Raw genomic sequence first — 21,641 nt, forward strand, 5'->3', positions numbered from 1 at the left:
AGGTCAAGCGGCTCCCTCTCGCGGGGTGACGGTGACGTCGAGGCCGAGGGCGGCGAGTTGGGCGATCAGGCGGCGGGTGTGTCTTTCCTTGCCGAGTCGGTTGGTGAAGTGGTCGGGGCCGAGGTCCCGGTAGGGGACCAGGTCGCGCAGGATGTGCCAGGCAGCGACCAGGATCGAGTGGCCGACCGCGATGGTGGCGCGCTTGGCTCCGCGGTGGGGTACGAGCCTTCGGTACTGGGCGCCGAGGTAGGTGCCCTTGCTGCGGGCGGCGGTGGCGCCGGCCAGGAACAGTGCGGTCTTGAGCCAGGTGTCACCGTGGCGGGTGCGGCCGGACAGCCGTTTGCCGGCCGACTCCTTGTTGCCCGGGCACATTCCGGCCCACGAGGCGAGGTGCCCGGCGGTGGCGAAGCGGCCCATGTCCACACCCACCTCAGCGATCAGGATCTGGGCCATGACCAGGCTGATTCCGGGGATGGTGATCAGCAGCTCGACCTGCTGCCGCAGGGGCAGCAACTGCCGGTTAATCTCCTCACTGAGCCGCGCGATTCGCGCGTCGGCCTCGTCGATCGCCCGGAGCATCGAGGCGACCATGAACGCGTGGTGCTCACTGAAGCTGCCGGTCAGCGCCCGAGTCAGCAGGGGTACCTTGCCCTGCAGGCTGCCCAGCGCCAAGTCCGCCAGCACCTGCGGGTCACGCTCGCCCGCGACCAGGGCGTCCAGCATGGCCCGGGCGGAGCGGCCGGTGATGTCGCTGACCACCGAGCTGAGCTTGATCCCGGCGTCCTCCAGGAACATCGCGAGCCGGTTGACGTCGCGGACCCGGTCGCGGGTGGTCTCGGTGCGGTACCGGGTCAGATCCCGCAGCTGGCGGATGTCTCGCGGGGGCACGAAGCTGGGCCGGACCAGGCCGTACTCGACCAGCCGGCAGATCCACTCGCAGTCCTTCACATCGGTCTTGCGGCCCGGCACCGTCTTGATGTGCTGGGCGTTCAGCAGCCAGGGCTCGATCCCCTCGGTGGCCTCCAACAGGTAGAACAGAGACTTCCAATAGGACGCGGTCGCTTCCATGCCCACCCGGGTGATCTGGTTGTCCACCAGCCAGTCCCGCAGCGCCAGCAGACCGTCACTCATCGTGGAGAACGTCCGCACCTCACGACGCGCCCGCTTCCCCGAACCCGGCAGCCGGATGCACACCTTCGCATCCGCCTTGCTCAAGTCGATCCCCGCGCACCGCTCTTCCACCACGTCCACGAGCCCTGCCCCTCCCGCCGAGACGATCGCGACGGGCACCCGCCCATCCGAGGCCACAGGATTCAAAGACGCTCTCTTGCGCCGGGTAGCGGGAACGCATCACTGCGTTCCCGCCCCCTAAGAACCGGACGTGCGGCGCCAACCGCATCCGGCTCAAGCAAGCCTTGAAGGCTCGTTGGCGGACAGAAGTGCTGGCCTGCCATCGGCGCCGAGAGTCTGGCGGCGGTGGCAGTGCGCGTGCACAAGGCGTGGAGCGGCGGGTTCGTCCGGCGTGCCGACTGCCGCGTCGGCGATGAACGCGTGTTTGCGGATCGCGTGGCGGACAGCCTTGAGCCACTGCTCCCATGCGTCCGGGCGCTGTGGTTCATGGTCGGCGTGCAGCAGCAGCGCCCCACATAGCGGGCAGCGGCTGTCCTGCGCTTGGATCAGTCGTAGGACGGCGCTGGCCAGTGGGGGTTGGCTGCGGCGACGCCGGTTGGCCCAGAAGTCGGCCAGGGCCGGGTCGTCGACCGACGCCGTTCCTGGCACCATCCGGTGCCGGACGATGGGTGTCCAGGCGAATTTGGCGAGGTAGCGACCGCTGGCGCGGTCCCCGAAGACCCACCGGTCCTGCCTGGACTTGTTGAACTCGCCGAAGTACCGGGCTGTGACCCAGCGGTTCGACTTGTTCGGGTGGGAGTACCTGGCCCACTTGTAGGTCAGTCTCCACACGTGGTGGTCCAGCGAGGCGAACGCCCGTTTGGAGACACCGATCCGGTAGTAGGCGGCCCACCCCTTGATGATCGGGTTGAGCTTGGCCACCACCGCTTCGGCATTGGTCCCTCGCAGGGCCAGCACCTCTGCGGTGAGCCGTTCCCGGATCCGCCGCAGGGCTGCCTGACTCGGCTTGGTCAGCAACTTGCCGCGATACCGGCGGATGTTGAACCCTAGGAAGTCACAGCCCTCGTCGAGGTGGACGACACGCGTCTTGTCCTCGTTGAAGGCCAGGCCCCTGGGCACCAGCCACGCGGCCAGCCGCGCCTTGACCTGTTCGGCCTGCTCACGGGAGTGGCACAGCGCGAGCAGGTCGTCGGCGTAGACGACCAGAACCGGGGAGCCCGGCGCCGTGGTCGCGGCACTGCTGCCGAGACGTTGGTACCGTACTCCGGCAGCCTCTTCCATGCCATGACCTCATGTGTTCAGCTACGTCTGTGACCTGATGCCCCGACAGAAGAAGGGTGCCTCCCACCTGCGATGATCTGGATTGCCTAGATCAAAACCGTCGCAGAGAAGAGGCACCCGACAGGTGCAGGCTACCGAATGGGATCACCGGCTTGCTGTGCGGGCCGACGGCAAGAACCTGATCGGCCACGCGGGCGTGGTGTTGCTGCGGAAGGTCGCCGACCGCACTGGCCTGGTCACCGCACTGAGTGCGGCGCTGCCGAAGGGCGCCGGGCCGGGCTGGCGGGAGCGGGGTATGGCGCTGGTCCAGCTGGCCTGTGCGATCGTGCTCGGCGCGACGAACATCCTGGAAGCCGAGCGACTGCAGTACCAATGGCGGCCGCTGTTCCCGCGCCCAGTCTCGGACAGCACCCTGCGCCGCACTCTGGCGACGATCGACGGCCTGGTGGCGGCGCGGGTCGAGCGCGTCCGCGCTGCTATACGCCGCGTGGTGTGGACGCTGCTCGCCCTGCGCCCCGGCGGCTTCCCCTGGATTACGGTGTGCGGCCGGGCCCTGACCGGCTGGTACGTCCTCGACCTGGACGCGACCATCGTCACCTGCACCAGCGCCAAGGAGGGCGCGGCGGGCACCTTCAAGGGCAGCTTCGGTCACATGCCGCTGGGAGCGTGGGTGGCCAACACCCGCGAATGCGTCGCGATGCTGCTGCGGCCCGGCAACGCGCCGCCCAACGATGTCGCCGACCACAAGACGGTCCTGGCCGCCGCGCTGCGGCAACTTCCGCTGCCGCTGTGGTCGAAGCTGCTGATCCGGATCGACGGCGCGGCCTTCAGCCACGATGTCCTCGACCACCTCCAGCAGTTGTCCACCAGCCGGCGCCGGGTGCGCTGGGTGACCGGCTGGGCCATCAACGCCACGGACGAGCAGGCCATCGCGCTGCTGCCCGAGAACGTGTGGACGGCCGCACTGCGGCAGGACGGCGAGGTCCACGAGATCAAGGGATTCGACGGCGAGACGGTCTCCTACCAGGTCGCCGAGCTGACCGGGGTCCGTGACCTGACCGGCTGGCCCGAGGGGATGCGGCTGATCGTGCGCCGGGTCAAGCCCTCGCGGCGGGATGCGAAGAAGCTGACCGCCTTCGAGAAACGCACCGGCTGGCGCTACCAGATCGTCGCCACGAACATCCCCGCCCACCAAGGGCTTTCCGGGGTTCCCGCCTCGGGGCAGGTGTGGTTCATCGACGCCCTGTACCGGGATCACGCCGAGGTAGAGGACCGCGTCAAAGCGATCAAACGGGTCGGCCTCGGGCTGTTGCCCTCGAAGTCCTGGCAGATCAACGCCGCCTGGGTGCTGGCCGCCACGATCGCCGCCGACCTCGACGCCTGGACGCGGCTCCTTCTCCTGCACGACGAGCCCGAACTCGCCGCCGCCGAAGCGGAAACGATCCGCATGAAGCTCTACCACCTGCCCGCCCGCCTCACCTCCCACGCCCGCAGACGCACCCTCCACCTCGACCGGACCTGGCCCTGGGCCACCGCGTTCACCGCCGCCTGGCAGCGAGCCCATCAGCTTCCGGCCCGCGTCTGACGGCCGACCACCACCCCGACAAGGACCAGGAAGGAGCAGGCCAGCAGGATTCCGGCCCCGTGGAAGCCGGCGCACCCGCAGCGTCACGCGAAGGTCCCCCACACCGACCATCGGGACAAATAGGGCAAACCGTCGGACCGGTCAGACCGATCAGGCCACAGACGAATCGACCCCAGTTATTCAGTGGCATAGCTCGATCTGATGCCCCGACAGAGAAAGGTGCCACCTGGCCTGCGACGATGTGAGTGTCTAGGTCGCATCACAGCAGAATCCAGGGGCACCTTTCAGGTGAGACATAGTACTGGGTGGGGTCGTGAGCTGTCCGTCGCGGCCACCGGCAAGGGATTGATCGGGCATGCCGGAGCGGTGCTGCTGCGCCGGTGCGCAGACCGCACCGGACTGACCGGTGCGCTGGAGAAGGTGCTGCCGCGCGGCCGGGGGGTGAACTTCCCCGGCCGGGGAGTGGTGCTCGTCCAGCTCGTGGTGGCCATCGTCCTCGGGGCGACGAACCTGTCCGAGGCGGAGGCACTGTTGGCGCATCAGGCCGGTGTGTTCGGGTCTGCGGCTTCGGACTCCACGCTCCGCAGGCTGCTGGATGGCATGGACGAGGCGGTCCTGATGAGGATCGCGCGGGCCCGCAGGCAGGTCCGCCGGCACGTGTGGCCGCTGCTGCGTCTGCGGCCGGGCGGGTTTCCCTGGCTGAGTGTGGCGGGCAAACGCCTGACCGGCTGGATCATCGTCGACCTTGACGCGACGATCATCACCTCAGCGTCCAAAAAGCAGGGTGCCCGGGCCACCTTCAAGAAAACGTACGGGTTCCATCCGCTGGGAGCCTGGTGCGCGAACACCACCGAATCGCTGGCCATGCTCCTGCGCGAGGGCAACGCGGGAGCCAACACGGTGGCCGACCATCTGCGGGTCCTGACCGAGGCTCTGGCCCAGATCCCGCACGCCTCGTCGGCGAAGATCCTGGTGCGGGTCGACGGCGCCGGTGCCACCCACGACCTCGTCACCCACCTCGAATCCCTCAACACCACCCGCCGCACCGTGCGTTACACGGTCGGCTGGAAAATCGGTGACGCCGACGAACAGGCCATCGCCCAGCTGCCGGAAACCGCGTAGGAAACGTCCCTGCACCAGGACGGAACTATCCAGGACGGGTACGCGGTCGCGGAACTGACCGCGCTGAACACCCGGGAGGGCTGGCCGGAGGGGATGCGGCTGATCGTGCGCCGGGTCAGACCCTCCCGCCGGCAGATGAAGAACCTCACCGCCTTCGAGATCAAAACCGGCTGGCGCTACTCCATCACCGCCACCAACATCCGCCACATGTGGGGGATTTCGGGGTCGCAGCACGCGCAGTGGCTTGATGTCCTGTACCGCTCGCACGCGGTGGTGGAGATGAGGGAGTCACGGTGCAGTCATGTTCCGCGTCGTGGTCCATCGTTCCCTCCTCCTGTGTCGGCATTTGGTGGTGGTGCCTGCTGATGGTCCAGGAAGCGCAGGCGGGTGTAGTAGCCGTTGGGGCGGGCGTGTAGTTCACGCAGTCGCTGCTGCTCGGCCTGGTCGGCGTGAACGATCCACATCCCGCCCGGGCCTCGATCTTCCGGGCGGCGACCCAGCCCTTGATAATCCAGCTGTTCATGGTGCTGGGCGGGATCCCGAGTTCCGCCGCCAGGTCGGTGGCCCATCGGTCATCCGGGCCGAGCAGCTTCTCGTAGGGTGCGCGGGTGCTACGGCCCTGGGCCTTGAGCAGGCCCTGGCGGCGGAGCAGATCACGGACGTTGTCCATGGTGAAACTCTCGGAACGCTTGGGCGGCCGGAAGCCCTCGGCGTTGAGGATCTGGGCGGTCTGCCTGGTGCCGACGCCCTGTTCGGCCAGTTCCCGGGTCCGGGACAGGAGTTGTGGGTAGTAGCTGAGTTGTTCGAATTTGGCGACGGGGCGGACCAGCCGGCTCGTGGTGCGGTGGCCGCCGGCCCAGGTGACGGTGGCCTCGACCTGCTCGGACTCGCCGATGACCCGGACCGCGACCTGCTCGATGAGCAGTCGCAGCAGGTGTTTGCGGTCCTCGATGGTGGTGGTGGGTGCGTGCCACAGGCCGGGCAGGTCGGCTGCCAGTTCGCGGATTGCCTCACGTTCGGCCCGGGACAGCGTGCGCGGTGTGGTGGCCGCGAACCGAGCGTGGTCCTCGCGTAGTTTCTCCCGGTCCGCCAAAGTCTGTTCCCATTCGGCCTCCAGTTGCCGTACCACCAGGCGGTTCTCGGGTTCGGCAAGGTGGTGGGCCCGGCGGGCGCGGTCGACGAGGTAGTCCGCTCGTTCCAAGCGCTGGCTCCAGATCTTCTCCACGGCAGCGCGGTCGCGCTCGACCTGCTCGGCCGCATGCAGCGACAGCTCCAGTGAGGCCGGGGCGATCGCGGTCAGGACCTGGGTGGTGATGTGCTCGTCGAGGCAGGCCCCGGCCAGTTCCTGGCAGCGCGGCCCGCCGTAGTGGGCGTACTCCCAGCTGCAGTGGTAGAGGTGTCCGTGCTGTCCCTGGTGGCTGCGGTAGTACACGCCCATGCGCCGTTTGCCGCACTTGCCGCACCGCGGCAGGCCCGCGAGCAGGGCGTTACCGCCGCGCGGGGAGCCCGGGGTGGTCGCGGTGTTGCGGTTGGTCTCCAGCCGGGCCAGGTTGCGCTGCCACTGCTCGACGCTGATGTAGGCGGGCAGTCGTCCGGGCAGGTAGACCAGCCAGTCCGCGGGATCCTTGACCGCGCGCTCGCGCCGGCCCGCCCCGTGGTATTCGGTGTGCTTGCGTCCGTAGGCGTAGATCCCGGCGTAAACGGGGCTGCGGATGGTGTTGCGCACGATGGTGCGGTTTGGACGCCGCCACACCACCTCCCCGCGCTCGGGCCCGCAGCGTTGCCGCCCTCCCAGCTCGATGCCGTTCGCGACCAGCCAGGCCAGCAGCGCGTGCAGGGTGCCCAGCTCCTCAAACTTGGCGAAGACCAGCCGGATGACGGACTGGACCTGCTCGTCCGGATCGATCACGATCTCTCCGGACGGGCGGCGCCAGTAGCCGATCGGTGGCTCGAACCCCAGCTCCCCGCGCCGGGCCTTGGCGATCCGCCCGCCCCACATCCGCTGCTTGATCAGATACAGCTCAGCCTCGCTGATCGTGCCCTTGAGCCCCAGCAGCAGCCTGTCGTTGTGCTCGGCCGGGTCGTAGACCCCGTCCGGATCCGCCAGCAACGTGCGTGACAGCGCGCACAGCTCGAGCAGCTGATGCCAGTCCCGGCCCGAGCGGGCCAACCTGGACATCTCGATGCCCAGCACCACCCCCACATGCCCCAGCCCGACCTCGGAGACCAAGCGGGTAAACCCGGGCCGGTCCTGGGCCCCGGACGCGGAATGACCCATGTCCTCGTCGATCACGAGCGTCCGCGACGGCGGCCAGCCCAGCATGACGGCCCGTTCCACCAGCGCGTACTGCAACTTCGCGGACTCGGTATTGTGCCGAAGCTGACGCAACGTCGACTGCCGGACGTAGACGACCGCGAGCCGATCACGATGGTGCGCGGCCACCTTCCCCGACACGCCCTCCCACGGACGCTCCACCCGCGTCGTCACCACCATCACCCCCGCCCGCTCCCACGACGGCCGTCAAGGGACCCGTCGCAACCGCCGCCTCCGCGGCCCGGCGCGTCAGCAGCACCCCTAACAGCCGTACTACCAGATGCCGGTTGACCTCCGATAGCTCCGCCCACACCCCCACGGTCGCCCCCGCGATGAGGGGGGCTCACCCTCAACCTGCTGTCCGTCCACGACTCCTCCGGCCCCGAGGCACCCGACCGCCGCTCCGAGATCCGCCCAACCTCGGCAACCAGCTCCAACAGCGCCTCTACCGCAATGATGGGCGTCGAGGAGGCGTCAACGCCATCCACCGTCGTGTTGAGATTTCCTCCTCGAGGACAGGGTGCGCTGTGACAAGGCCCGTGGTCTGCGCAATCTCCCCTCCCAGTCCTGGACGGTCAACCGGGGATGGATGCTCGCCGCGAACCTCGCCGCCGACGTGGAAGCCTGGACCCGGCTGCTGGGACTACACGATGTGGACGGCCTCGCCGACGCCGAACCCGACACCCTGCGCTACAAACTTCTGCATCTGCCCGCCCGCCTGGTCCGCCACGCCCGCCGACGGACTGAAGATCCCCGACACCTGGCCCCTGGCGCACCGCGTTCACCACCTGCTGGCAACGCCTCTCCGAACTTCCGGCCGTCACCTAACGTCCGGTCCCGTCCCGACGAAGACCAGAACGGAGGAGAACCGCACATCCCCGGGCCCGTGGAACCCGGCGCAGCCGCAGCGACACGCGACGAACCCGCCTCACACCCGAAGGGACAAACGGGGCGAACTGACCACCTCAAGAGGCAGCGATCACCGCTGACGAATCGAGGTTGACTCCATAACATGACGATGTGGTCGTGCTGGTAGCAACGTGATTGCTACCACCACGACCACATCAAAGGGAATGCTACTCGCCCTCAAAAGAACCATTCCGGTCCTCGGATGACGGCGAAAGCTACTTCTGCAGGAAGGACTGCAGCATAGCCGTCACTTCCTTCGGCCTCTCCTGCGTCACGAAGTGGCCCGTGTTCTTGAGAACTCGTCCCTGGACGTTCACAGCGTACTTGCTCCACTGGTCAGCGACCCCCGAACCGAAGGAGTTCTCGCCACCGACCGCAAGAATAGGCATCTTCAACTTACCCTCAGCCTGGTACGTCTTGGTCTGCGCAATGTCCGCACGCATCCCCCGGTACACGCTCAACCATGCATGCGTGCGACCGGGCTCCTTCAGGAAGTGTCCGTAGTACTCAAAGTCCGACTGACTGAACGCCGACTTGACACTCGTCCACTCGCTCATGATGTTCTTGACGAAGACGGTCTCGTTGCCCGCGAGAAGCTTTTCCGCCAAGGGCTGCTGGAACAGCCCGAAGTGCCAAGCCGTCGGCTTTGTCGGGTCAGGGCTGAGGACCGGGAAGCTGTAGATGCTCTCATCCGGGAGAGGCGCTTCCATCACAACCATGCTCCGGACTTCCGACCGGTACTGGGCGGCATAGTCGTAGGCGACAAACACACTGAGGTCGTGGCCGACTATCTGGATTCCGTTGTTGAGGCCCAGCTGGACCAGCAGCTGATGCTCGTCTCGGGCCAGCTGTGGCGACGTGTAACCACTCTTTGTAACCTGAGAGTCGCCAGTGCCGCGCAGGTCGACCGCGATAACGGTGTGGTTCTTGGAGAGTGGACCCATCTCCGGCTTGAACTCGCTCCAGTTGTTGGGGAACCCTCCCGACATCAGGACGGGTGAGCCTTTACCACCGATCACGTAATGCATGCGGAAGCCGTTCACCTCCGCATACTTGGACTGAAAGCCGGCCGGTGGCTTGTCCTGCGGGAACACAGAAGCCGACTTCGAACCCGCTGAGCCATGCTGCCGGCTCGCCCCCCATGCCCCGGAGCTCAGGGTCACCGAGACGGCCAGGAGTGCGGCCAGAGCTGCGACGAAGGCGTATAGTTTGTTGGTCTTTCTTATTCTGATGCCCATGATTCTCCTAGGGGCTGAGAGCCGGTATCTCGGTTGCACGTCACGGGAAGCGCCGGTGCGGTGACGTGATCAACTCGTTATTTATGAGGGCGAGAGCCGCCCGCAGCCGGATACCCACTCCACTCGGCCCGAGTCGCTGTGAGACTGTTTGACGATCAGCGTCAGGGTGGCGCGACTTCTTACTCGTCTCTCTCGGACGGGCAGCCTCAGGGCCCCGGCGAGTGCCGGGATCGTCCGGTTTGATCATGTGATGCCGTAGAGGGTGAGGACGCGGGGGCGCTCGGTGTGGGCTCGTCGTCCGGCGGCGGTGTTGACGTAGCCGGCGAGCTTGAGCGCGCTGCGGATCAGGTCGCGGAGGGCAGCGAGTACGGCGGGCGCTTTGTGGGTCCTGACCTGGGACTTGTCCTCGTTGAAGGTGACATCTCGACACCAGTGGACGGTATTTTCCACGGTCCAGTGCCCGCGAGCCCAGGACGCGATCTCGGCTGCGTTCGCTTCCTCGGCGGGCAGGTCGGTGATGGCGTAGACGGTCTCGCTGGACCATTTCTTCGCTCCGTAGAGACGGCGGCGGCGCTGGATCCGCAGGACCTGGGCCGCGTGCGGGAAGAGCAGTCCGCTGACGGTGACGACCTGCACGAGCCGCTGCTCGTGACGGCCGTGGCCCCGGGCGTCGTCGCGGTGGATCACAGGGATCTCCTTCCAGGGCAGGGCGTGGAGTTGACGGGCCTGGCCACGCTGGTTGTTCTTGATGGTCAGCAGGTAGTGAGCGCCGCGTTCGCGCAGGTAGGTGGCGTGGTCACGTTGGGCGTGGAGGGCATCGGCGGTAACGACCACCCCCGCGAGATCCGCGTCGTCGATCTGGTCGAGAAGAGGTGCGAACTCGGGGATTTCATTGGTCTTCGCGCCGATCTCGCGGGAGGCGAGAGTGACACCGTCGCCGTGACGGACGGCGGACAGGACGAAGACCCGACTGCCGTCCGGGCGCCTCGCGCCACGCAGGCACTTGCCGTCCACCGCGATCGCCCGCCGCCTCAGCCGTGCCGGCTCGGCGCGGGCGGCCGCCCGGTGAGCCCGGCGCTGTTCACGCTCGGTTGCGCCGTCGGGCATCACCGGCTCCGGCCGGCGGGGCTGTGTGGACAGCAAGGGCCGAAGGTAGTCGTAACCGGCCGCGCCGATCTCACCGGGATCGAGCCGCCCCAGGACGCTGCGCAGGGTCTTCTCGCTCGGCACCCGGTAGCGGCCAAGGAGTGGGTGGTAGGGCAGGCCGAAGGCGGCCAGTTCCTCCGGCGTCGCACGTCGGCACCACTCCGCCGCCGCGGTGATCGAGTCGTGGCCGGACGGGGTCATCGCGCAGACCACCAGGGCCAGCAGCGAGGAGAGCCGGTACCGCACTCCGCAAGCCCCTCTCGGGTCGGTGACCGACTCGAACTCCGTGACCAGGCTGCGGACTTGGTCCTTGGCGGCACCCTGGCCGAGGGCTTCCAGGCAGGGCGCATGAGGCACGGGGACAGCGACAGGGGATGATGGAGGAACGAACACGGCACCTTCGTGGATCTTGGAGCGTAGAGAACTACATGATCCACAGGTGCCGTGTTCACCTGCTTCCGGGGCCCACCACCGACATCAACACCCCAGGCCAGGACGATCCAGGCACTCGCCAAAGCCCTGGGGGACACCCTGATCAACTCTTCCAGCGTGGGATCCGGTGCGCTGAGCAGTTACGGGACATACCGACTGCGGTCGGCAGCAGGATCGTTCGCGCGAGAGGAGTCGCTCAGGCGGGCGTGATGTTGTGGTTGTGGCGGAAGAGGTTGTCCGGGTCGTGGCGACGCTTCACGGCGGCGAGACGGTCGTAGCGCTCCTTTCCGTATACAGCGCGCACTCCTGCCGGGTCGGTCGCCTCGTCCGGCGACAGGAAGTTCACCATGTTGCGCTCGGCCACCCAGGGTGCCAGTCCGTCCACGACGCGCGCCAGATCGGCCCGGAGCTCCTCGGCGCGGTCGGGCGTGCCCACCGCGGCGGCGAAGAGGACATACGGCAGTCCCTTGCTGGGCACTGAGTTGGGAAAACGGGGCTCACGGTCGAAAGCACCGCCGAGAGCCCGTATCTCCACACTCGTCAGTGTGCAGTCCGACTCGGCGTCCGTCAGCTCCACGAGTGCCTGTGCGGTCTTCTCGGAGAACTCCGTCAGGCACACGCAGCGGTCGAAGTACGGCATCGGGTCCACCGGGTCCATGTGGATCTCCCCGACCGAAGTGACGGGCTTCTCCGCCACCAGGTCGAGCAGGGCCGGCGCAGCCGCCCGCAGCGGTGCGATCAGTTGCTCGCCCTCGGTCGCGGTGCCGAGGTAGCCGATCCGCAGGTGGACGACGAACGCGCCACGCAACGGATCGGGGAGCGCCGGCAAGTCAGGCAGGCGCTGGACTGCGATGGACGACGTCATGTCGTCACCGACGGTGGGCAGCCACATGCGCCAGGCCGTCAGGACGCGGTCCAGGTCTTCCCCGCGGAAGTAGATGCCCCCGCCGTAGAAGCGTGCGACGGGGAACACCTCGAACTCGATCGCAGTCACGACTCCGAAGTTGCCCTTGCCGCCCAGCAGAGCCCAATAGAGGTCCGGTTCGGACTCGGGTGTGACCCGGCGCAGCTCTCCGTCCGCGGTCACCACGTCCAGCGACCTGACGTGGTCGGCGGCATAGCCGTGGGTGCGGCCCAACAGCGGACTCTGTCCACCCCCCAGCGTGTAGCCGACAACCCCGACCTCGGGTGCCGAACCGGATACCGGAGCAAGCCCGTGCTCGGCCGTGCGGGGCAGTACTTCACTCCAGTGCACACCCGCCTCGACGCGTACGGTTCGCTCCTCGGCGTTGACGGAGATCCCTTTCATACGCTGCGTGGTGATGAGGAGCCAGCCCTCGGCCGAGGAAACCATCTGGTGGGCAGTGGACTTCACCGCGACCGGCAGCCCGTGCCGGACGGCGAACCGCACCGCCGTGACGACATCCTCAGCGTTGGCCGCCCCCAACACGACCGCCGGCTCGAGAGCACAGTTCAGATTGTACGTGGCGCACTCCGCCTCGTAGCCCTCGGCCCCCGGCTCCACAACCGGTCCTGTCACAGTCTGCCGCAGCCCCGCCACGTCCTCGGGCTTCAGTTGCACGCCCACGCGAATCCTTCTCCATTGAACGGTGAACACTTCTTGCCTATGTTGCGTACGACCCTGCCATTGCAGTGTCTACGGGAGCTCTACAAGGCCTCTACGGTGGCAATCGCAATAGCCGCGAGGTCCGACAAGGGGAGTGTCTAATCAACGGCGGATCTGCTGATCAAGGGAGAGACGCCACGTGAGCGAGATGACGATGGAGCAAGGGTCCGTGGAGGAGTCGGCAGGCAATGCGACGCCATCGGCCGCGTCGGACGAACAGCTCGTCGCGATGCTCGTTGACCGGGCACGTAGTGAGGGACTGCAGCTGACTGGCGAGGGTGGGCTGTTGCAGCTGCTGACCAAGCGGGTGCTGGAGTCCGCCCTGGAAGGCGAGATCACCGATCACCTCGGCTACGAGAAGCACGATCCGGCCGGGAAGAACAACGGCAACAGCCGCAACGGCACCCGGGCGAAGACCGTACTGACCGACATCGGTCCGGTGGAGGTGAAGGTGCCCCGCGACACCGCCGGCAGCTTCGAGCCGCAGATCGTCAAGAAGCGGCAGCGCCGCCTGACCGGTGTCGACGAGATGGTGCTGTCCCTGTCCGCGAAGGGTCTCACCCACGGGGAGATATCGGCTCATCTCGCCGAGGCGTACGGCGCCGAGGTGTCCAAGCAGACCATCTCCACCATCACTGACAAGGTGATGGACGGCATGGCCGAATGGCAGAACCGGCCGCTCGACCGCGTCTATCCGGTCCTGTTCGTGGACGCTATCAATGTCAAAATCCGCGACGGTCAGGTCGCGAACCGCCCCATCTACGTCGTGATGGCCGTGACCGTGGACGGCACCCGCGACATCCTCGGCATCTGGGCCGGTGACGGCGGCGAGGGCGCGAAGTACTGGCTGCACGTGTTCACCGAGTTGAAGAACCGCGGCCTGGACGACGTGCTGATGCTGGTCTGCGACGGACTCAAGGGCCTCCCCGAGGCCGTGGAGACCGTCTGGCCTCGCACGATTGTCCAAACGTGTGTGGTTCACCTGCTGCGGAATTCGTTCCGTTACGCCGCCCGCCAGGACTGGGACAAGGTTGCCAAGGCCCTCAAGCCCGTCTACACCGCTCCCAGCGAGGACGCGGCGACGGAGCGGTTCCTGGAGTTCCAGGAGTCCTGGGGCCAGAAGTATCCAGCGATCGTGAAGCTGTGGTCGGACGCCTGGGCCGAGTTCGTGCCCTTCCTCTCCTTCGACGTCGAGATACGCAAGGTCATCTGCAGCACGAACGCGATCGAGAGCGTCAACGCCCGCATACGCAAGGCCGTTCGCGCCCGCGGACACTTCCCCAACGAGGCCGCCGCCCTCAAGTGCATCTACATGGCGCTGATGAGCCTGGACCCGACCGGGAAGGGCCGCAAGCGGTGGACCATGCGCTGGAAGGCCCCACTCAACGCCTTCCAGATCGCCTTCGAGGGCCGCCTGACCCCGAGCAACAACTGACCGCTCAACAACCAAGATCAGCCGTTAAATTGACACACCCCCGACAAGCGGAAACTGCATGGAACTGTCCTGCCTGCTGCTTCTGCCCTCTGCGTATTGCTGCGCGAAAGCGGCCCGCGGGTGAGCCGCGAGATAGTCGCGGGATCAATGGTCAGACTCTGTTGGCGATCTTCAGGTGAGTTCGAGGTCGAGGCAGAGGGTGTGGAAGCGGGTGTCCCCCAGGGCTTTGGCGAGTGCCTGGATCGTCCTGGCCTGGGGTGTTGATGTCGGTGGTGGGCCCCGGAAGCAGGTGAACACGGCACCTGTGGATCATGTAGTTCTCTACGCTCCAAGATCCACGAAGGTGCCGTGTTCGTTCCTCCATCATCCCCTGTCGCTGTCCCCGTGCCTCATGCGCCCTGCCTGGAAGCCCTCGGCCAGGGTGCCGCCAAGGACCAAGTCCGCAGCCTGGTCACGGAGTTCGAGTCGGTCACCGACCCGAGAGGGGCTTGCGGAGTGCGGTACCGGCTCTCCTCGCTGCTGGCCCTGGTGGTCTGCGCGATGACCCCGTCCGGCCACGACTCGATCACCGCGGCGGCGGAGTGGTGCCGACGTGCGACGCCGGAGGAACTGGCCGCCTTCGGCCTGCCCTACCACCCACTCCTTGGCCGCTACCGGGTGCCGAGCGAGAAGACCCTGCGCAGCGTCCTGGGGCGGCTCGATCCCGGTGAGATCGGCGCGGCCGGTTACGACTACCTTCGGCCCTTGCTGTCCACACAGCCCCGCCGGCCGGAGCCGGTGATGCCCGACGGCGCAACCGAGCGTGAACAGCGCCGGGCTCACCGGGCGGCCGCCCGCGCCGAGCCGGCACGGCTGAGGCGGCGGGCGATCGCGGTGGACGGCAAGTGCCTGCGTGGCGCGAGGCGCCCGGACGGCAGTCGGGTCTTCGTCCTGTCCGCCGTCCGTCACGGCGACGGTGTCACTCTCGCCTCCCGCGAGATCGGCGCGAAGACCAATGAAATCCCCGAGTTCGCACCTCTTCTCGACCAGATCGACGACGCGGATCTCGCGGGGGTGGTCGTTACCGCCGATGCCCTCCACGCCCAACGTGACCACGCCACCTACCTGCGCGAACGCGGCGCTCACTACCTGCTGACCATCAAGAACAACCAGCGTGGCCAGGCCCGTCAACTCCACGCCCTGCCCTGGAAGGAGATCCCTGTGATCCACCGCGACGACGCCCGGGGCCACGGCCGTCACGAGCAGCGGCTCGTGCAGGTCGTCACCGTCAGCGGACTGCTCTTCCCGCACGCGGCCCAGGTCCTGCGGATCCAGCGCCGCCGCCGTCTCTACGGAGCGAAGAAATGGTCCAGCGAGACCGTCTACGCCATCACCGACCTGCCCGCCGAGGAAGCGAACGCAGCCGAGATCGCGTCCTGGGCTCGCGGGCACTGGACCGTGGAAAATACCGTCCACTGGTGTCGAGATGTCACCTTCAACGAGGACAAGTCCCAGGTCAGGACCCACAAAGCGCCCGCCGTACTCGCTGCCCTCCGCGACCTGATCCGCAGCGCGCTCAAGCTCGCCGGCTACGTCAACACCGCCGCCGGACGACGAGCCCACACCGAGCGCCCCCGCGTCCTCACCCTCTACGGCATCACATGATCAAACCGGACGATCCCGGCACTCGCCGGGGCCCTGCGGGCAGCCTGCTTGTAGTCGGGTCGCCCGGGGGAATCTCACCCCCGGGCTCCCACGGAACCGTACGTGACAGTCTCCCGTCATACGGCTCTTGTCGTTCTGGCCTCGCCCCTGCCGGGGCCGCCCAGGTCCAGTGAGCGAAGTACTTCGGGCGTGACGTGTGGCCTCGGCCTTGGTGTTTCACCGTGAATTCCATGAGCTGTGACGTTCTGTCACGGCATGGAAAAGGTGCCCCGTGACCTGCGATGATCCGGCTTGTCTAAGGCTTGGATCATGAGCGGGTGGGGGCACCTTTCACGTGCAGGGTAGCGAGTGGAGTCGGGGTCTGGCGATGCCGGGGGACGGAAAGGGGCAGATCGGTCATGTGGGCGGGGTACATCTGCGGCTGCTCGCGGAGCGAACGGGGCTGACCGGGGCGCTGTCGACGGCTTTGGCCCGGCCGGGGTTCGTGCCGCTGCATGACCGAGGGCAGGTGATGGTGGACCTCGCGGTCGCGATCACCTTGGGTGCGACCTGCATCCGCGACATCCGACTGCTGGAACACCAGCGGCCGGTCTTCGGGTCGGTCGCCTCTCACCCCACCACGTGGCGGATGTTGAAAGAGGCCGGCGAGCAGGGCATCTCCCGGATCGGGCGGGCCCGTGCGAGGGTGCGGCGCCGTGTGTACGAACTGCTCCGCGACCGGCCCGGGGGTTTCCCCGGGGTGGAGGTCGAAGGGGCGCCGCTGACCGGCTGGACCGTGATCGACAGCGACGGGACGCTGATCCCGGCACCGTCGCAGAAGGAGGGAGCCCACGGAACCTACAAGGGCTTCCTCGGACACCACATATTCGTCGCCACCTGTGACAACACCGGTGAACAGCTCGCCGCGACGCTGCACCCGGGCAACGTCAGCGCCAACGACGCCGAGGTGAACATCGACATCCTGGCCCGGGCGGTGGCCCAACTGCCTTGGTGGCGAAGGCAGAAAATCCTCTTCCGGGTGGACGGTGCGGGCTTCTCCCACCAGCTGATCGACTGGATCGCCTCCGCCGGTGGACGCAAGAGCCCCACCTTCCGCTGGGAGTACTCCGTCGGCTGGGCCTTCACCGCCCGCGAACAGGCCGCCATCGAGATCTGCGACAAGAAGAACCTGTGGCAGCCCGCAGGCGGCGGTGCGGACGGCGGTGTCCGCGAGGGCGCGTTCGTCGCTGACATCACCGCCCTGCTCGGCGACCTGTCCGCCTGGCCCGCGCACCACCGGGTGATCGCGCGGAAAGAGCCCCTGCACCCCCGCTACAACAAGGACGCCAGTGCCTACGAGATCGAGCAGGAGGCGCGCTACCAGACCTTCGCGACCAACCACCAGCGCGGGCAGATCGCCCACTTGGACGGGCGGCACCGCAAACACGCCCGGGTCGAGCCCAAGATCCGCGATCAGAAGGCATCCGGGATCGGCCTGCTGCCCTCGCGCGAGATGACCGTGAACGCCGCTTGGCTCACCGCCACCGTTCTCCGCTGCTGGTTCCAGCTCCTTGCTCTGGACGGCGAGCTCGCCAACCTCATGTGTTCAGCTACGTCTGTGACCTGATGCCCCGACAGAAGAAGGGTGCCTCCCACCTGCGATGATCTGGATTGCCTAGATCAAAACCGTCGCAGAGAAGAGGCACCCGACAGGTGCAGGCTACCGAATGGGATCACCGGCTTGCTGTGCGGGCCGACGGCAAGAACCTGATCGGCCACGCGGGCGTGGTGTTGCTGCGGAAGGTCGCCGACCGCACTGGCCTGGTCACCGCACTGAGTGCGGCGCTGCCGAAGGGCGCCGGGCCGGGCTGGCGGGAGCGGGGTATGGCGCTGGTCCAGCTGGCCTGTGCGATCGTGCTCGGCGCGACGAACATCCTGGAAGCCGAGCGACTGCAGTACCAATGGCGGCCGCTGTTCCCGCGCCCAGTCTCGGACAGCACCCTGCGCCGCACTCTGGCGACGATCGACGGCCTGGTGGCGGCGCGGGTCGAGCGCGTCCGCGCTGCTATACGCCGCGTGGTGTGGACGCTGCTCGCCCTGCGCCCCGGCGGCTTCCCCTGGATTACGGTGTGCGGCCGGGCCCTGACCGGCTGGTACGTCCTCGACCTGGACGCGACCATCGTCACCTGCACCAGCGCCAAGGAGGGCGCGGCGGGCACCTTCAAGGGCAGCTTCGGTCACATGCCGCTGGGAGCGTGGGTGGCCAACACCCGCGAATGCGTCGCGATGCTGCTGCGGCCCGGCAACGCGCCGCCCAACGATGTCGCCGACCACAAGACGGTCCTGGCCGCCGCGCTGCGGCAACTTCCGCTGCCGCTGTGGTCGAAGCTGCTGATCCGGATCGACGGCGCGGCCTTCAGCCACGATGTCCTCGACCACCTCCAGCAGTTGTCCACCAGCCGGCGCCGGGTGCGCTGGGTGACCGGCTGGGCCATCAACGCCACGGACGAGCAGGCCATCGCGCTGCTGCCCGAGAACGTGTGGACGGCCGCACTGCGGCAGGACGGCGAGGTCCACGAGATCAAGGGATTCGACGGCGAGACGGTCTCCTACCAGGTCGCCGAGCTGACCGGGGTCCGTGACCTGACCGGCTGGCCCGAGGGGATGCGGCTGATCGTGCGCCGGGTCAAGCCCTCGCGGCGGGATGCGAAGAAGCTGACCGCCTTCGAGAAACGCACCGGCTGGCGCTACCAGATCGTCGCCACGAACATCCCCGCCCACCAAGGGCTTTCCGGGGTTCCCGCCTCGGGGCAGGTGTGGTTCATCGACGCCCTGTACCGGGATCACGCCGAGGTAGAGGACCGCGTCAAAGCGATCAAACGGGTCGGCCTCGGGCTGTTGCCCTCGAAGTCCTGGCAGATCAACGCCGCCTGGGTGCTGGCCGCCACGATCGCCGCCGACCTCGACGCCTGGACGCGGCTCCTTCTCCTGCACGACGAGCCCGAACTCGCCGCCGCCGAAGCGGAAACGATCCGCATGAAGCTCTACCACCTGCCCGCCCGCCTCACCTCCCACGCCCGCAGACGCACCCTCCACCTCGACCGGACCTGGCCCTGGGCCACCGCGTTCACCGCCGCCTGGCAGCGAGCCCATCAGCTTCCGGCCCGCGTCTGACGGCCGACCACCACCCCGACAAGGACCAGGAAGGAGCAGGCCAGCAGGATTCCGGCCCCGTGGAAGCCGGCGCACCCGCAGCGTCACGCGAAGGTCCCCCACACCGACCATCGGGACAAATAGGGCAAACCGTCGGACCGGTCAGACCGATCAGGCCACAGACGAATCGAGGTCGAGGATGAAGGGCAATATTCAATAGCGCGGGACTGATCACCCCGCCTTGCGGAGTCCCCTCCTCGGTCGGGGTGAACCAACCTTTCTCGACCACGCCAGCCCTCAGCCATCCGGCTATCATTCCCCTGCCGGGAAATGTGCCCAGAGAGGCCAGTAGATAGCTGTGGTCGATTCGGTCGAAAGCCGCTTTCAAGTCGGCATCGAGCACCCACAGGCGTTTGGCGTTCCTGCCGCTTGCCGTTGTGTGGATGGCCACGATTGCGTCATGACAGCCACGACCGGGCCGAAAACCATAGGATCCAATGCCACGTAGCGTAAGTTGATCAAGGGCGTGGGGCCGCCTTCGACTCCGGGCGGTAGGTTGCTGACCGTGACTCAGGGTGCTGGTGCAGGCGGGCGGTTGCCGGAGTGGATCTCGATCGGGCTGCTGGCGGGCTCGGTCCCACGTGATGTGATCGACGACGCGGTGCGGGCGTTCGGACGGCAGGCCAGACGGTCGGACGGGAAGCTCCCGCCGCATGTGGTGGTGTACCTGGTGATGGCGTTGGCGCTGTTCGCGGACGACGACTACGAAGAGGCCATCACCCGCCTTTCGGAGCCGTTGGAGCGGTGGGGCTGCTGGGACCGGGCCTGGGAGGTGCCCACGACCAGCGCGATCACCCAGGCCCGCAAGCGCCTGGGCTCCGAACCGCTCGCGGAGATCTTCGACCGCATCACCGAGCCGGTCGCGGAGCAGCTCACCCGCGGGGCCTGGCTCGGGCCCCGCCGCCTGGTCTCCATCGACGGCATGGAGTGGGACCTGCCCGACACCGAATCCAACGCCGAGGCGTTCGGCCGTTCCGGGACCGCCGCCAATCCCTCCGCCTTCCCCAAGGCGCGGGTGCTCACCCTGGTCGAGACCGGCTCCCGCGCCCCGATCGGGGCAGCGATCGGGCCGATCGCCGGCAAGCGCGCCGGCGAGCAGACCCTGGCCTTCCAGCTGTTCGAGCGCCTGGAAGAGGACATGCTGCTGCTGGCCGACCGGGGCTTTTTCGGCTTCGAGCAGTGGTGCGCTGCCGCCGGGACCGGCGCGGACCTGCTCTGGCGCGTCGGCGACACGCTCACCCTCCCGCTGGTCGCGGACCTGCCCGACGGCTCCTACCTCTCCCTGGTCTACTCCCCCCGCCTCAACACGGCGGCGCGGGGCCGACTGCTGGAAGACGCCCGCGCCGGGCGGGAGGTCGATCCCGCAGCCGCCCGAGTGGTGCGCGTGGTCGAGTACGAGGTCCCCGACCGCGGCACCGACGCCGAGCGGGAGCTGGTCTGCCTGATCACCACGATCACCGACCACGCGAACGCCCCCGCCCCCCTGCTCGCTCACGCGTACCACCAGCGCTGGGAGCACGAGCAGTCCAACGATGACCTGAAGACCGCCCTACGCGGCCCAGGCCGCATCCTGCGTTCCAAGAGCCCGGACCTCGTCCGGCAGGAGCTGTACGGCTACCTGCTCACCCACTACGCGATCTCCGCCCTGATCTGCCGGGCTGCCACCGAGGCCGACATCGACCCCGACCGGGTCAAATTCACCCGCACCCTGCGCATCGTCCGCCGCCGCGTCGCCGACCCGGCGGCTATTTCCCCTGAGGACCTGGACGCCGTCCTGGCCAGGGTCCGCGCCGACATCACCCGCAAGAAGAACCTCAACCCCCGCCGCCGCCATCGCAGTTACCCCCGTGTCGTCAAGCGCGCCCGGCACAACAGCTACCGCGTCAAGCGTCCTGCCGACACCGGCACCCGCCATCCGGCGCCGCCCACAATCCACCTCGTCAACGCCCGAGCACTCACTCTCACAGCATGATCAACTTACGCTACGTGGCATTGCCATAGGATCTCGGCCCGTATCGTGCCTCCCACTCGGGTTCCAGTGCTCCGAGAGCCAGGGCCTGAAGGCACCTGTCGGCAATCACGGGAATTCCTAGCGGGCGCCGGTCTCCGTTGCCCTTCGGTATATACACGCGCTTGACCGGCTTGGGTTTCCACGGTTTTGCGTGATGCTGTATCCAGTCGGTCAGTTCGGCCTTGGACTGGGGCAGCAGTGCGGTCTTCCCGTCGATGCCGGCCGTCGCGCGACCGGCGTTGATCTCCGTGACCCGCCGCACGCTCGCCAGCGTGTTGGCGCGGGAGCGGAGCATCAACTTCTGAAGATTCCTGACCCTGGCCAGGTCCCCTGCCTGCGATGCCGTGAAGATGCGCTGCCGCAGACGCCGTACGTCGTCCTCGACCTGTCGCCATTTGACCGACGACCAGTCGGTGATCTCGTCCTCCGGTCCGTTCGCCATCACAACAGCGCTCGTTGCGATCTGAGCCGCCCCGTTCGCCCTCGTTGCCATGGCGTCTAACTTGCCCTTCGGTTCCGGTGTCATAAACAGTCGTGTCTCACAGGCTCACCAGATCCACGTCAGCACCCTTTC

At 67.5% G+C, this 21,641-nt stretch carries 14 protein-coding genes and 2 pseudogenes; 7 read left to right on the forward strand and 9 right to left on the reverse strand.

Annotated features, from left to right (window positions below):
• Positions 1–3 precede the first annotated feature (3 nt).
• Both ACQEXA_RS08150 and ACQEXA_RS08155 read right to left on the reverse strand, forming a co-directional pair.
• Positions 4–1,251 (reverse strand): IS110 family transposase, encoded by a 1,248-nt coding sequence (locus tag ACQEXA_RS08150; RefSeq protein WP_433134487.1) that lies wholly within the window; start codon positions 1,249–1,251, stop codon positions 4–6.
• 153 nt (positions 1,252–1,404) lie between these two features.
• Complete coding sequence (locus ACQEXA_RS08155) at positions 1,405–2,412, reverse strand: group II intron maturase-specific domain-containing protein (protein ID WP_433129226.1); 1,008 nt, start codon at positions 2,410–2,412, stop codon at positions 1,405–1,407.
• A gap of 124 nt (positions 2,413–2,536) precedes the next feature.
• Between ACQEXA_RS08155 and ACQEXA_RS08160 the strand changes: the two genes are divergently transcribed.
• Together ACQEXA_RS08160 and ACQEXA_RS08165 are read left to right on the forward strand one after the other, a co-directional pair.
• A complete protein-coding gene (locus tag ACQEXA_RS08160) occupies positions 2,537–3,997 on the forward strand; it encodes an IS1380 family transposase (RefSeq protein WP_433129228.1) in 1,461 nt (486 codons plus the stop codon).
• A 288-nt stretch (positions 3,998–4,285) separates the two neighbouring features.
• Positions 4,286–5,119: a transposase gene (locus ACQEXA_RS08165; protein ID WP_433129230.1), complete on the forward strand. Its 834-nt coding sequence runs from the start codon at positions 4,286–4,288 to the stop codon at positions 5,117–5,119.
• Positions 5,120–5,303: 184 nt separating this feature from the next.
• On the opposite strand, the gene ACQEXA_RS08170 is transcribed toward ACQEXA_RS08165, so the two are convergent.
• The 4 genes from ACQEXA_RS08170 to ACQEXA_RS08185 form a co-directional block, all read right to left on the reverse strand.
• Positions 5,304–7,607 carry a recombinase family protein gene (locus ACQEXA_RS08170; protein WP_433129232.1) on the reverse strand — a complete coding sequence of 768 codons (2,304 nt, stop codon included), beginning with the start codon at positions 7,605–7,607 and terminating at the stop codon, positions 5,304–5,306.
• 950 nt (positions 7,608–8,557) lie between these two features.
• A complete protein-coding gene (locus tag ACQEXA_RS08175) occupies positions 8,558–9,580 on the reverse strand; it encodes an alpha/beta fold hydrolase (RefSeq protein ID WP_432931263.1) in 1,023 nt (340 codons plus the stop codon).
• Positions 9,581–9,823: 243 nt separating this feature from the next.
• Complete coding sequence (locus ACQEXA_RS08180; RefSeq protein ID WP_432920765.1) at positions 9,824–11,119, reverse strand: ISAs1 family transposase; 1,296 nt, start codon at positions 11,117–11,119, stop codon at positions 9,824–9,826.
• 235 nt (positions 11,120–11,354) lie between these two features.
• Positions 11,355–12,740 carry an FAD-binding oxidoreductase gene (locus tag ACQEXA_RS08185; RefSeq protein ID WP_433129234.1) on the reverse strand — a complete coding sequence of 462 codons (1,386 nt, stop codon included), beginning with the start codon at positions 12,738–12,740 and terminating at the stop codon, positions 11,355–11,357.
• A gap of 199 nt (positions 12,741–12,939) precedes the next feature.
• Here ACQEXA_RS08185 and ACQEXA_RS08190 point away from each other — a divergent pair, with 199 nt between their 5' ends.
• Positions 12,940–14,220: an IS256 family transposase gene (locus tag ACQEXA_RS08190; protein ID WP_433134489.1), complete on the forward strand. Its 1,281-nt coding sequence runs from the start codon at positions 12,940–12,942 to the stop codon at positions 14,218–14,220.
• A gap of 171 nt (positions 14,221–14,391) precedes the next feature.
• Here ACQEXA_RS08190 and ACQEXA_RS08195 read toward each other — a convergent pair whose 3' ends face one another.
• A complete protein-coding gene (locus tag ACQEXA_RS08195) occupies positions 14,392–14,517 on the reverse strand; it encodes a hypothetical protein (RefSeq protein WP_433129236.1) in 126 nt (41 codons plus the stop codon).
• A gap of 51 nt (positions 14,518–14,568) precedes the next feature.
• Between ACQEXA_RS08195 and ACQEXA_RS08200 the strand changes: the two genes are divergently transcribed.
• The 3 genes from ACQEXA_RS08200 (at position 14,569) to ACQEXA_RS08210 (ending at position 19,017) form a co-directional block, all read left to right on the forward strand.
• A complete protein-coding gene (locus tag ACQEXA_RS08200; RefSeq protein WP_432920765.1) occupies positions 14,569–15,864 on the forward strand; it encodes an ISAs1 family transposase in 1,296 nt (431 codons plus the stop codon).
• A 367-nt stretch (positions 15,865–16,231) separates the two neighbouring features.
• Complete coding sequence (locus ACQEXA_RS08205; protein WP_432931261.1) at positions 16,232–17,470, forward strand: IS1380 family transposase; 1,239 nt, start codon at positions 16,232–16,234, stop codon at positions 17,468–17,470.
• An 86-nt stretch (positions 17,471–17,556) separates the two neighbouring features.
• The gene (locus tag ACQEXA_RS08210; protein ID WP_433129228.1) at positions 17,557–19,017 is read left to right on the forward strand and encodes an IS1380 family transposase; all 1,461 of its coding nucleotides are present in this window, start codon (positions 17,557–17,559) and stop codon (positions 19,015–19,017) included.
• 178 nt (positions 19,018–19,195) lie between these two features.
• Here the strand turns inward: ACQEXA_RS08210 and ACQEXA_RS08215 are convergent.
• Positions 19,196–19,489, reverse strand: a pseudogene (locus ACQEXA_RS08215) (reverse transcriptase/maturase family protein); the annotation flags it as partial.
• A gap of 63 nt (positions 19,490–19,552) precedes the next feature.
• On the opposite strand from ACQEXA_RS08215, the pseudogene ACQEXA_RS08220 reads away from it, so the two are divergent.
• Positions 19,553–20,812: pseudogene (locus ACQEXA_RS08220) on the forward strand (IS4 family transposase); the annotation flags it as partial.
• Between the two features lie 226 nt (positions 20,813–21,038).
• Here the strand turns inward: ACQEXA_RS08220 and ACQEXA_RS08225 are convergent.
• Positions 21,039–21,509: a reverse transcriptase N-terminal domain-containing protein gene (locus ACQEXA_RS08225; RefSeq protein WP_433129238.1), complete on the reverse strand. Its 471-nt coding sequence runs from the start codon at positions 21,507–21,509 to the stop codon at positions 21,039–21,041.
• Positions 21,510–21,641: the final 132 nt, after the last annotated feature.

This window comes from Streptomyces sp. CA-106110 (assembly GCF_050936285.1).
Taxonomy (GTDB): Bacteria; Actinomycetota; Actinomycetes; order Streptomycetales; family Streptomycetaceae; genus Streptomyces.

Bases quoted from the DNA above. Each gene is read 5' to 3' on its own strand.
- ACQEXA_RS08155 (WP_433129226.1), bottom strand. From the start codon at position 2,412: ATGGAAGAGGCTGCCGGAGTACGGTACCAACGTCTCGGCAGCAGTGCC.
- ACQEXA_RS08175 (WP_432931263.1), bottom strand. From the start codon at position 9,580: ATGGGCATCAGAATAAGAAAGACCAACAAACTATACGCCTTCGTCGCA.
- ACQEXA_RS08190 (WP_433134489.1), top strand. From the start codon at position 12,940: ATGGAGCAAGGGTCCGTGGAGGAGTCGGCAGGCAATGCGACGCCATCG.
- ACQEXA_RS08205 (WP_432931261.1), top strand. From the start codon at position 16,232: ATGCCGGGGGACGGAAAGGGGCAGATCGGTCATGTGGGCGGGGTACAT.
- ACQEXA_RS08225 (WP_433129238.1), bottom strand. From the start codon at position 21,509: ATGGCGAACGGACCGGAGGACGAGATCACCGACTGGTCGTCGGTCAAA.